Raw genomic sequence first — 10,918 nt, 5'->3', positions numbered from 1 at the left:
CGGCGTACCGTGGCCGAGATCATCGCACCCCGCCTCTACAACACGATGTTCCTTGCAGCGGTGACGGCGCTGATAGCCGTTCCCCTGGCCTTGGGGCTTGGCATTCTGGCTGCGCTGTACCGCAACGGCTGGTTCGACCGGCTGGTGAATGTCGCGACACTGACAACCATTTCATTCCCGGAATTTTTCGTCGCTTATATGCTCGCCTACCTGGTGATCTCGCGCGACACGTTCATCGGATCCGATTTCGCTCAAACGCTGCCTCATTGGCTCACTGTCTCGCTGAACTGGGCGCTCAATGCGGTTCCCAAATTTCCGACATTGTCGAATGTGAACGATCAGACGCCATTTTGGGAGCATCTCTGGAAAGTCGCCCTGCCGGCAATCACCCTTACACTTGTAATCGTGGCCCACATGATGCGCATGACCCGAGCGGCCATCATCAACATGCTGTCAAGCCCCTACATCGATATGGCGCGCCTCAAGGGAATGTCCCCGATGGTGATCGTGCTGAGGCATGCCCTGCCCAATGCCTGGGCTCCGATCGTCACTGTGGTCGCGTTCAATCTGGCGTATCTCATCGTCGGAGTGGTCGTGGTCGAGGTCGTGTTCGTTTACCCCGGTATCGGCCAGCTGATGGTTGACGCGGTAAAATCCAGGGATGTTCCGGTTGTCCAGGCCTGCGCCCTGATTTTCGCCGCGACTTACATCCTTCTCAACCTGCTAGCCGACATTATTTCCATCGCCACCAATCCCAGGCTCTTGCACCCACGATGACCAGATCCGAATCTGTCGCGGAGCTTCAGAGGCTGAGGCGCTCGCGTGCCACCCGGGCGAAAACAGCGCTGAAGAAGGCACCGTTCAGCGCGTGGTTCGGCATCGTTGTGATCCTCGGCTACGTCTTTGTTGCGGTCTTCGCGCACTGGATAGCCCCATATGGCGAGACGCAGGTTTTCAGCGAAGCCTTCGCGCCGTGGAGCCAGGAGTTCAAACTGGGAACCGATCAGCTCGGCCGCGACATGCTCACCCGCTTGATCTACGGTGCGCGCAACACAATCGCTATCGCGGTCGCGACCACGTTGCTGTCCTTCGCGGTCGGCGTCTCGCTCGGCCTTCTTGCCGCATTGTACAGGGGGTGGCTCGACCAGATCTTGTCACGTGCGGTGGACGTGCTGATGTCAATCCCGAGTCTGATCTTCGCGCTGGTGCTGCTGACGATCTTCGGCTCTTCGATCACGAGCCTGATTGTCATCATTGCGCTTCTCGATTCCACCCGGGTCTTTCGGCTTTCTCGCGCCGTCGGGCTTAACGTGGCGGTGATGGAATATGTCGAGGTGGCACGATTACGCGGCGAGGGACCAAAATGGATCATCGCCAAGGAAATCCTTCCCAATGTCATGCCGCCACTGGTCGCCGAGTTCGGCTTGCGATTCTGCTTCGTGTTCCTGACAGTCGCGGCGCTGTCGTTTCTCGGCGTCGGTATTCAGCCGCCGACGGCCGATTGGGGATCAATGGTGCGCGAGAACGCGACCCTGATCACCTACGGCGACGTCACCCCGCTACTTCCGGCCGGCGCGATTGCTCTCCTTACCGTGTCCGTGAATTTCGTTGTGGACTGGTTCCTGCACGCAACAAGCGGGTTGCGGGATGAAAAGTAGCGGTCCAGGCTCACGCGAAAAAGGCAAGGATCTACTTCAAATCCGCAATCTGCATGTGGAGGGGTTCTCGGACGAGCGCTGGCATCCGATTGTCCGCGGGATCGATCTGACGCTGAAGCGGGGCGAGGTTCTTGGCCTGATCGGCGAATCAGGCGCCGGCAAGTCCACCATTGGCCTTGCCGCAATGGGTTATGCCAAGCCGGGCTGCCGGATCATGCAAGGCTCGGTCCTGTTCGACGGGATTGATCTTCTGGCAGTCAATGAAAAAGGGCGCCGTCGCCTCAGGGGCTCCCGCATTGCCTATGTCGCACAAAGCGCGGCTGCCTCTTTCAATCCGGCACATCGGCTCTTGGAACAAACCGTCGAAACAGCGGTGGCGCATGGAATTGCCGGCCGGGAAGAGGCGAACCGGAGCGCCGTCGATCTTTATCGACGCCTTCAACTCCCAGAACCGGAGACCATAGGCTTTCGCTATCCTCATCAGGTCTCCGGCGGGCAGTTGCAACGGGCAATGACAGCGATGGCAATGGCTTGTCGTCCGGACCTCATAATATTCGACGAGCCAACAACCGCGCTCGACGTGACCACGCAGGTTGAAGTTCTAGCTTCCATTCGCAACATCGTGGAGGAATTCAACACCGCTGCAATCTACGTGACGCATGACCTGGCGGTGGTGGCGCAAATGGCGGATCGTATCATGGTTCTGCGCCACGGACGCACCGTAGAGGAGGCTGATACACGCCAGATGCTGGCCTCGCCCAGCCAGGAATATACCAAAACGCTCTGGGCCGTACGCAAGCTCGCCAAGCCCGAAGTTCCAGCCGATGACTATCTGCTGACGATAGACAACGTTACCGCGGCCTATGCAGGAAAGGTCAAGGTGCTCCAGGATGTCTCCATCAAGGTCCCGCGCGGAAGAACCGTGGCCGTGGTCGGCGAATCCGGTTCGGGCAAATCGACGCTCGCGCGAGTCGTCACCGGTCTCTTGCCGCCAATTTCAGGTTTGATTTCTTTTGCCGGGCAGCCCCTTTCCACGAGCCTGAAGACGCGGCCGAAGGAGGTCCTGCGCCGCATGCAGATGATTTACCAAATGCCCGACAACGCCCTGAATCCGCGCCAGACGGTCGAAGAAATCATAGCTCGGCCGCTCGAATTCTACCTCGGCCTAAAGGGCGCGCAGAAGGATCGCCGGATCTGCGAACTTATGCACATGGTCGAGATGAGCGAGGATTTTCTGGAACGCCTGCCTGGCGAGCTATCGGGCGGCCAAAAGCAACGCGTCTGCATTGCCCGGGCGTTGGCAGCCGATCCAGAGCTTATCATCTGTGACGAGATCACGTCCGCGCTCGACCAGATCGTCCAAGAGGAAATCCTCAAGCTTCTCATGCGCCTGCAGCGTGAACTCGAAATGAGCTACATCTTCATTACCCACGACATTGCTACCGTAAGAGCGATAGCCGACCAAATCGTTGTCATGCACCAGGGCAAAGTCGTTGAACAGGGACTGAAGAGCCAAGTTCTCACACCTCCCCATGCCGCTTACACCGAACGGCTTTTGTCGTCCGTACCGGAAATGGATCCGGACTGGCTTACAAGGCTGCTGGCCGGCCGGAAAGTCTGAGAGGGGGACCCCGTCCACCTAGGCCCCTGGCATCCTTCCACGTGCTTTGAAGGGCATGATCGTGCTCCGCTTCAATCGGGCTGGCCAGCCCGACAAACGGAGCCAACCATTTCACCGTTTCGTCGCTAAGAAAGCTGGCGACCCAGGAGATCTCGGTATTAGCTCACGAACGGCAGCTTCTGTTTGCTTAAAAGAAGCGCTCTGAGGCACATCGGAGCTACGACGCAGTCCCTGTGATGTCTGCTTTTTGGAAGCGGCTGCTAATCTCTCAATGACCAAGATTGGGCAGCAAAGCTGCCAAGGGGTGTAAGATAAATGCAGCCAGCGAATGGGTGGCCTAGCTTCTTGACTCAATTTGGGCGAACCGCCTCGTAACCAGTTAATAAATAACGTCGGGTTAGTCGCACTGTCTGCAATCCGGGTGGCGAACGAGGATCAAGGAAGGAACAAGGGGGCCGTGCCCAAGTTCGGCATGTACCACCGCCGCCGATGAACGCGCAGCAACAACCGAGGCACGGGATCATGACCGTTCAGATTCGACTTTCCGAGATCGACCACGCCAGGCGCGAAGATCATGGCGACGGTGCCTGGAGCATCGCACCGGACCTGGGTTATTTGCGGCTGGCAATCGTCAATGTCGTGTTCTTCGGCGCACCGCGCAGCGGAGATCGGAACTGGGTGCTAATAGATACGGGGTTGCCGACGTCGAGAAGCAGTATTCTTGCGGTCGCGGAAAAGCGGTTTGGCACCAACGCACGGCCTGCCGCGGTTATCCTGACACACGGCCATTTTGACCATGTGGGAACGGTTCTGGACCTCGCGAATAGGTGGGAGGTGCCCGTCTTCGCGCATCGACTCGAGCGACCCTATTTGGACGGAACTGAATCTTATCCGCCACCGGATCCCTGGGTCGGGGGCGGACTGATGGCGCTGCTTTCGCCGCTCTTTCCACGCGGGCCGATCGATCTTGGCAACCGATTGGAACTCTTGCCCGCCGACGGATCGGTCCCCGGAATGCCCGGATGGCAATGGCTGCACACACCCGGGCACGCCCCTGGTCACATTTCGCTCTGGCGCGAGGAAGACCGCTCGCTGATCGTAGGGGACGCTTTCATCACCACCGGTCAGGAGTCGGTCTATGAGGTCGCCGTCCAGGATCTCGAGATGCACGGTCCGCCGCGCTACTTCACGCCGGACTGGGATGCGGCGGAAAGATCTGTGAAGCGTCTGGCTGACCTGAACCCTCAGATGGTCATCACTGGACACGGTGCGGCTGCCGCTGGAGTGGGCATGCGTAAAGCTCTTGACAGTCTGGCTGAGCGCTTCACGGTGTTCGCCGTCCCGCCGAAATCAAAATTCGTACGCGAGCCAGCGACGGCTGCAAATAGCTGAGGTAACCGAGCCGCCGTCGTTGTGAATATGGTCACGTTGAACAACTCCATCTCTCGAGCAGGTAGAGTTCCCCCCTCGGGTCGCGCCCATGTCGCCCAAACACTGACAAGCGGAACAATCCCGGGAGGCGCCAGTTAGGCGTTGCACGCTTGGGCGACTTGCGGCCAGCCCCGAAAAATCCCGCATCAGGAGCAGACGTCAGATGGAAAACGAGCACCCCGAAGGACGTGTCCTCTCCGCCGGCGCGGCGATCGGCAAGAAGTTCGGGCACTAGCCATGACTGGCGTCGATTCGCTCATGGGCCAAAACCGTGGAGCGGTCCCGGCTCCACCAGCTTGATGGGGTGATCGACTTAGCTGTGCTCCATCGCCGTGCCGCCGAATTGGAGTTTGTGCACGAGCCAGCGAGGAGGAACAAACCGGGGAAGCGCCAGTTAGGTCCTTCGTCCGGCGGAGGGCGGCACCCCGGCCACGCGCCTTGAAGTTGGTTCAGAGGAAGGCTTCAGATGAGAAGTGCCAAGAGCGCGTGCCCCAAGAACGCGTCCTCTCCAGGATTGGTGGCCGAGCAAGTGTTGTTGCCATCCAGCCCCAAGCCGGGGCGGCAACTGCTCTGGATCCCGGCAATCGCATTCTTGCCCGGTTGTGCGGGGGGTGTGCTCGACCCGCAAGGACCCATTGGCTCGGGCAACCGCACGATCCTCTTGAACTCACTGGCGGTGATGCTGGTGATCGTTGTTCCGACGCTTGTTGCGCTCTTGGCCTTCGCATGGAAATTCCGCGCCTCGAACAGCGACGCGCGCTATGACCCGGAGTTCACCTATTCGGGGCGCATCGAGTTGATCGTCTGGTCGATCCCGACGCTCACCATCCTTTTCCTTGGCGGGCTCATCTATTACGGATCGTACCAGCTCGATCCGCGCAAACCGATCCCTTCCGCGCAGCCGCCGCTCGACATCCAGGTGGTGGCGCTCGACTGGAAATGGCTGTTCCTCTATCCCGAGCAGGGCGTGGGCGCTGTCAATCAATTGGTCATCCCCGCCGGCGTTCCAGTTCATTTCAAGCTGACCTCGGCCAGCGTGATGAACACGTTCTTCGTGCCCCAGCTTGGCAGCATGGTCTACGTCATGAACGGCATGCAGACCGAGTTGCATCTGCAGGCCGACCGCGAGGGCAGCTTTTTCGGCCAGTCGGCGCACTTCAGCGGCGACGGCTTCTCGGACATGAACTTCAGCGTGAGCGCGGTTTCAGCCGATGCCTTCACCCGCTGGACGTCGTCGCTGCGTGGCGGCGGCGGCGTGCTCAACGCGAATGCCTATCGCGAGCTCGCCCGGCAAAGCACCAACGTGCCGCCGTCCACGTTCGGCCATGTTCAGCCCGGGCTGTTCGATGCCGTCGCTCAGCAGATATTGCCCCCGGGTCCGGGGCCGGCCGAAAGTGCCGCCGGCGGCGAGCCACAGGTGAGCCCAAAGGCATTGCCCGCGGCGGCGCCGCCGACGGGGCATCATCCACAGGCAGAAGGGGCGGAATGACGATGCTGGGCAAGCTCGACTCGTCGGCCATTCCCTTCGATCAACCCATCCCGCTCGTCGCGGCTCTCGGCGTCTTTCTGGCAGCGGTCGCCGTGCTTGGATGGATAACGGTGAAGGGCTACTGGCCCTATCTGTGGAACGAGTGGATAAGCTCGGTCGACCACAAGCGCATCGGCGTGATGTATATTGTGCTGGCGATGCTCATGCTTCTGCGTGGCTTCATCGATGCCATCATGATGCGCACGCAACAGGTGCTGGCGATCCACGGGCCGGGCTACCTGCCGCCGGAGCATTACGACCAGATCTTCTCCGCGCACGGCACGATTATGATCTTCTTCGCGGCGATGCCTTTCATGATCGGCCTGATGAATTTCGCCGTACCGCTGCAGCTTGGCATACGCGATGTAGCCTTTCCGACACTCAATTCCGTCAGCTTCTGGCTGACGGCTTCCGGAGCCCTGCTGGTCAACATCTCGCTTGTCATCGGTGAGTTCGCGCGCACCGGCTGGCTGCCCTATGCCCCCTTGTCGGAGACCACCTACTCGCCGGGCGTCGGTGTCGATTACTATCTGTGGTCGATCCAGATCTCCGGCGTCGGCACTCTGCTTACCGGCGTCAACCTGGTGACGACCATCCTCAAGATGCGTGCGCCTGGTATGGGCTACCTGCGAATGCCGATGTTCTGCTGGACCTCGCTCGCGTCCAACCTGCTCATCGTCGCAGCCTTCCCGATCCTCACCGCCACGCTGGCGATGCTGACGCTGGACCGCTATCTCGGCTTCCATTTCTTCACCAACGAAGCCGGCGGAAATCAGATGATGTTCGTCAACCTGATCTGGGCCTGGGGCCATCCCGAGGTCTACATTCTGGTGCTTCCCGCCTTCGGCATCTTCTCCGAGGTCTTCTCGACATTCTCGTCAAAGCCGCTGTTCGGATACCGTTCGATGGTCGCGGCCACGATGTTCATCTGCATCGTCTCGTTCATGGTCTGGCTGCATCATTTCTTCACCATGGGCGCCGGAGCAGACGTCAACGCCGCCTTCGGCATCGCCACGTCGGTCATCGCCGTCGGCACCGGGGTGAAGATCTACAACTGGCTCTTCACCATGTATGGCGGGCGCATCCGCTTCGACACGCCGATGCTTTGGGCGCTGGGCTTCGTGACCACCTTCACCGTCGGCGGCATGACCGGCGTTCTGCTTGCCGTTCCACCGGCCGACTTCGTGCTGCACAACTCCCTTTTCCTCGTCGCGCATTTCCACAACGTCATCATTTCGGGCGTGCTGTTCGGCGCGTTCGCCGGCTTCACCTACTGGTTTCCCAAGGCGTTCGGATTCCGCTTGCACGAAGGCTGGGGCAAGGCCGCATTCTGGGTCACCTTGGCCGGCTACATGCTGGTCTTCGTGCCGCTCTATATCGTCGGTCTGCTCGGCATGACGCGGCGCCTGCAGCATATCGACATGGATCTTTGGGCGCCATGGCTGGTGGTGGCCGTGTTCGGCGTGCTGGTGATGATCGCCGGGGCCGCACTGCAGATCATGCAACTCGCCGTTTCGATCCGACATCGCGACAAGCTTCGCGATGAGACAGGCGACCCATGGGACGGGCGTTCACTGGAATGGTCGACGTCTTCCCCTCCCCCCGTTTTCAACTACGCGCGGCTGCCTTACGTCGAGGATGAAGAGCCCTACTGGCGCATCAAGCAACGGGCAAGGGAGGAGAAGAGGCCCGGTGCGGAGCAAGGATACGAGCCTATCGAGATGCCGCGCAACAGCCCGACAGGCTTCGTCACCGCCTTCTTCAGCACGCTGATCGGGTTCGCGCTGATCTGGCACATATGGTGGCTGGCGATCGTCGGCTTCATCGGCGCCTACGCGACCTTCGTCGTCTTCGCCTGGCGCGATCATGGGGATTATGAGATTCCCGCCGAAGAGGTCGCGCGCATCGACGATGACCACAAGGCCGCACAGTCAGCCCGGCTGCGGCGCTGGGAGCGGCCGGCATGAGCGATCACGCGCTACCCGGCGACTTCGGCGCGGGCACCCAGGCCCGAGACCCCTATCGGCTTGGTCAGGGCGGCCGACACGGCGTGCGCTCCGCGACCGGCCACGGTGAAGGCGGCCCGGCCTCGAAATTCGTCACCGTGGCATATGGCTTCTGGATCTTTCTGCTGTCCGACATCATCATATTCTCGGCCTTCTTCGCGGCGTATGCCGTGCTTGCCAAGGCGACCGCCGGCGGACCGACCGGCAAGGATTTGTTCGAGCCCACCCGCGTTGCGGTGCAGACGGGCCTTCTGCTCACGTCGAGCTTCACCGGTGGCCTGGCGATACTCGCGACCCATCGCAGATCGATGGCTGCAACGCAGGCCTGGCTGCTCGTCACCGGATTGCTCGGGGCAGCCTTCCTGTTTCTGGAGGTACAGGAATTCGCGGCGATGATCGGCGAGCAGGCGGGGCCTTCGCGCAGCGCATTCCTATCAGCCTTCTTTGCGCTCGTTGGCTGCCACGGCACCCATGTCGGGCTGGGGCTGCTCTGGCTGGGCACAATGATGGCGCAGCTATGGGTCAAGGGTTTTCGGTCGGATATTTTGCGGCGGCTCCACTGCTTCGGGCTTTTCTGGCACGCACTCGACATCATCTGGGTCGCCATCTTCACCCTGGTCTATCTGTTGGGAGCATCGCCATGACCGACACCGAGAGCAGGCCCGGCGAGATGCAGGACCGCCGCGATTCCGCACCGGGCGAGGAACGTATAACCGAGCACGAAGTGGCTGGAGGGCTGTTGGGCTATGTGATCGGCTACGGCCTGGCCATCCTGCTCACGATCGCGTCATTCCTGGCGGCTCAAACCGATCTGATTTACCAGCCGGCGGTGATTTCGGCCCTGGTGGTGCTCGCTGTTGCGCAGATGGGTGTGCATCTAGTCTTTTTTCTGCACCTGACCACCGGGCCGGACAACACCAACAACATCCTGGCCTTGGCCTTCGGCGTGCTGATCGTTGCGCTGGTGGTCCTGGGCTCGGTTTGGATCATGGCCCACCTGAACGAGAACATGGCCGCCATGACGGCCCATCAAGCCGGAACGATGCCTTAAACCTCGCCCTGCTAGTCTTGGCTGAGGTGAATATGAAGCTGGTACATTGTACCGCCGCGGTGGAGATAAAAGGCTCGTCAGACCTCGTGCTTTGGCTGAACTGCACGTATGGCATCTAGCGCCAAGCGAACGGCATCGATGCCTGAGACGCGGGACTCGATCCGCCTGAAAATCACGCGGCCGTTTCGGTACTCCAGGCCCAACACCTTCCTGTCCCGCCATCGTGACGCCAGTGGCTTGTTGCGCAAGGTGATCGCGACGGCTTCGGGCCCAACATCAACTTTGCCGACACCCAGTTCCGACGCTGCTATCCGCAACCTGGTAAGTTCCAGCAGAACGGTCACTTCGCCAGGCATGTCACCAAAGCGGTCCTCGAGCTCCTCGCTGAATGCATCAAGGTCCAAGTCAGAACGAATACGAGAGAGCCGCGCATAGAGGCCAACACGGACAGTAGGCTCGTTTACATAGCTTTCGGGAAAAGCCCCTTTTGCAGGCACGTTGATGTTGGCAAGTTGCCTGTTGGGGTCGGCCCCTTCTCCAGCCGCCGAGACCGCCCGCTCCAGCAAGTGCTCGTAGAGGCCCACTCCGATCAGTTTCATATGCCCAGCCTGATCTTCGCCGAAGAGATCGCCGGCGCCGCGCAGGTCGAGGTCCCTTTGACTGATTGCCAGGCCGGAGCCAAGCCGATCGAGCGCAAGCATTGTCGAAAGCCGGGCCCTGGTGCCGTCGGCCAGCTCAACGCCAGGTTCCGTCAGAAGAAACGCAGCCGCTTGCATCGCTCCTCTACCGACCCGACCCCGTAGCTGGTGCAACTGCGCCAGACCGAACCGGTCCGGGCGCCAGACAATGATGGTGTTGGCTCGAGGCACATCGAGCCCACTCTCGATGATGTCGGTGCTCAACAAAATGTCGCCATCACCGTCAGCGAATCCGACCATGACTTCGTCCAGCTGCCTCCCTTTCATTTCACCGTGCGCCGTCATGACGCCGAGTTCCGGCACCAGCCTGTTCAGCTGGTCAGAGACCGGGCCAATGTCCTCGATGCGAGGAACCACGAAGAAACTCTGTCCACCCCTGTGAAATTCACGCAAGAGGGCCGCGCGCACCGATGCTGGATCGAACGCTGCCAGGATCGTGCGGACGGGACGTCTTGTGGCGGGCGGAGAGTTTAGAACGCTGACATCCTGGATGCCCGACAGCGCCGATTGCAGCGTCCGCGGTATCGGCGTGGCGCTCATGCTCAGCGTGTGAAGGCAGGGCGCCATGTTCCGCAGGGCCAGCTTCAACTTGACGCCGAACCGGTGCTCCTCGTCAATCACCAGCAGTCCAAGATTGGCGAAAGTGACGCTCCTGGACGACAAGGCCTGAGTACCCACGACGATCGTAACCTGGCCGCTCCGCAGGCCCTCCTTTGCCGCTTTTGCCTTTGCTGCCCCGACCATCCTTGACAGGTGGGCGACCTGCAGGCCCGTTCCTGCGAAACGGCGGCTGAACGTCTCATAGTGCTGTCGTGCCAACACGGTTGTCGGCGCTATGACCGCAACCTGTTTCCCGCAGAGGGCGGCGGCGGCGCAAGCACGCAAAGCCACCTCTGTCTTGCCGAAGCCAACATCACCGCAGACG

The 10,918-nt window shown here is 60.7% G+C and carries 9 protein-coding genes; 8 read left to right on the top strand and 1 reads right to left on the bottom strand.

What is annotated here, in order from left to right:
* The 8 genes from EN990_RS33240 to cyoD form a co-directional block, all read left to right on the top strand.
* On the top strand, nt 1–777 hold a 777-nt coding region (locus EN990_RS33240; protein WP_164766203.1), incomplete at its 5' end, for an ABC transporter permease.
* Between the two features lie 107 nt (nt 778–884).
* Complete coding sequence (locus tag EN990_RS33235) at nt 885–1,658, top strand: ABC transporter permease (protein WP_318014155.1); 774 nt, start codon at nt 885–887, stop codon at nt 1,656–1,658.
* On the top strand, nt 1,648–3,279 hold the full coding sequence (locus tag EN990_RS33230; protein ID WP_127368460.1) for an ABC transporter ATP-binding protein: 1,632 nt from the start codon (nt 1,648–1,650) through the stop codon (nt 3,277–3,279). Before EN990_RS33235 ends, EN990_RS33230 begins: the two co-directional genes overlap by 11 nt.
* 522 nt (nt 3,280–3,801) lie before the next feature.
* Nucleotides 3,802–4,671 (top strand): MBL fold metallo-hydrolase, encoded by an 870-nt coding sequence (locus tag EN990_RS33225; protein ID WP_127368459.1) that lies wholly within the window; start codon nt 3,802–3,804, stop codon nt 4,669–4,671.
* Between the two features lie 505 nt (nt 4,672–5,176).
* The gene (gene cyoA / locus EN990_RS33215) at nt 5,177–6,199 is read left to right on the top strand and encodes a ubiquinol oxidase subunit II (protein WP_064994882.1); all 1,023 of its coding nucleotides are present in this window, start codon (nt 5,177–5,179) and stop codon (nt 6,197–6,199) included.
* 2 nt (nt 6,200–6,201) lie between these two features.
* Nucleotides 6,202–8,205, top strand: a complete 2,004-nt coding sequence (gene cyoB / locus EN990_RS33210) for a cytochrome o ubiquinol oxidase subunit I (protein WP_164766204.1) — start codon at nt 6,202–6,204, stop codon at nt 8,203–8,205.
* Nucleotides 8,202–8,888 carry a cytochrome (ubi)quinol oxidase subunit III gene (locus EN990_RS33205; protein WP_127388536.1) on the top strand — a complete coding sequence of 229 codons (687 nt, stop codon included), beginning with the start codon at nt 8,202–8,204 and terminating at the stop codon, nt 8,886–8,888. Before cyoB ends, EN990_RS33205 begins: the two co-directional genes overlap by 4 nt.
* Nucleotides 8,885–9,295 (top strand): cytochrome o ubiquinol oxidase subunit IV, encoded by a 411-nt coding sequence (gene cyoD, locus EN990_RS33200; RefSeq protein WP_013525252.1) that lies wholly within the window; start codon nt 8,885–8,887, stop codon nt 9,293–9,295. Before EN990_RS33205 ends, cyoD begins: the two co-directional genes overlap by 4 nt.
* A 77-nt stretch (nt 9,296–9,372) precedes the next feature.
* On the opposite strand, the gene EN990_RS33195 is transcribed toward cyoD, so the two are convergent.
* A partial coding sequence (locus EN990_RS33195) for a DEAD/DEAH box helicase (RefSeq protein ID WP_127388535.1) occupies nt 9,373–10,918 on the bottom strand: 1,546 nt, incomplete at its 5' end.

Origin of the sequence: Mesorhizobium sp. M7A.F.Ca.US.005.03.1.1, assembly GCF_003997975.1 — a bacterium.
Taxonomy (GTDB): domain Bacteria; phylum Pseudomonadota; class Alphaproteobacteria; order Rhizobiales; family Rhizobiaceae; genus Mesorhizobium; species Mesorhizobium ciceri.
This window is presented reverse-complemented; position numbering and strand designations above follow the sequence as displayed.

Bases quoted from the DNA above. Each gene is read 5' to 3' on its own strand.
- EN990_RS33230 (WP_127368460.1), top strand. From the start codon at position 1,648: ATGAAAAGTAGCGGTCCAGGCTCACGCGAAAAAGGCAAGGATCTACTT.
- EN990_RS33225 (WP_127368459.1), top strand. From the start codon at position 3,802: ATGACCGTTCAGATTCGACTTTCCGAGATCGACCACGCCAGGCGCGAA.
- cyoA (WP_064994882.1), top strand. From the start codon at position 5,177: ATGAGAAGTGCCAAGAGCGCGTGCCCCAAGAACGCGTCCTCTCCAGGA.
- cyoB (WP_164766204.1), top strand. From the start codon at position 6,202: ATGCTGGGCAAGCTCGACTCGTCGGCCATTCCCTTCGATCAACCCATC.
- EN990_RS33205 (WP_127388536.1), top strand. From the start codon at position 8,202: ATGAGCGATCACGCGCTACCCGGCGACTTCGGCGCGGGCACCCAGGCC.
- cyoD (WP_013525252.1), top strand. From the start codon at position 8,885: ATGACCGACACCGAGAGCAGGCCCGGCGAGATGCAGGACCGCCGCGAT.